Consider the following 509-nt stretch of genomic DNA (forward strand, 5'->3'; position numbering starts at 1 on the left):
GCGGCCCCAGTCACCGTGACGGTCTCGTCGTCGGTGTCGGTTGCCTCTTCGCCCTCGTCGTCAGTGCCGGTCGCCGTCACCGTGTTGGTGATGTCTTCGCCGACGTTCTTGACCACGTCCTCGGCGGTGATCTGGTAGGTCCAGGTCTCRCCGGTCTCGAGCAGMCCATCGCCATCGTCACCGCCGACAAAGGTGCCGTCGGCCAGGATGTCGCCCAGGATGTCGTCGTCGAGACCCGTGATCGTCAGAGGATCGGTCGCCGCTCCGGTGTTGGTCAGCTCATAGGTGTAAGTGATGTCGGTGGGCGTGCCCTCGACGATCGARCCGACGCYGGCGGTCTTGACCACTTGGATGGCAGGGGCGGCCCCAGTCACCGTGACGGTCTCGTCGTCGGTGTCGGTTGCCTCTTCGCCCTCGTCGTCAGTGCCGGTCGCCGTCACCGTGTTGGTGATGTCTTCGCCGACGTTCTTGACCACGTCCTCGGCGGTGATCTGGTAGGTCCAGGTCTC

Annotated in this window: 1 protein-coding gene; it reads right to left on the reverse strand. The window is 65.0% G+C overall.

Annotation, left to right across the window (positions count from 1 at the left end; all coding sequences use genetic code 11):
• The coding region (locus AC1DYL_RS22775; protein ID WP_477174897.1) for a DUF7507 domain-containing protein at positions 1-509 on the reverse strand (509 nt) is incomplete at both ends.

It is taken from the genome of Devosia sp. P1_H9 (assembly GCF_056405135.1).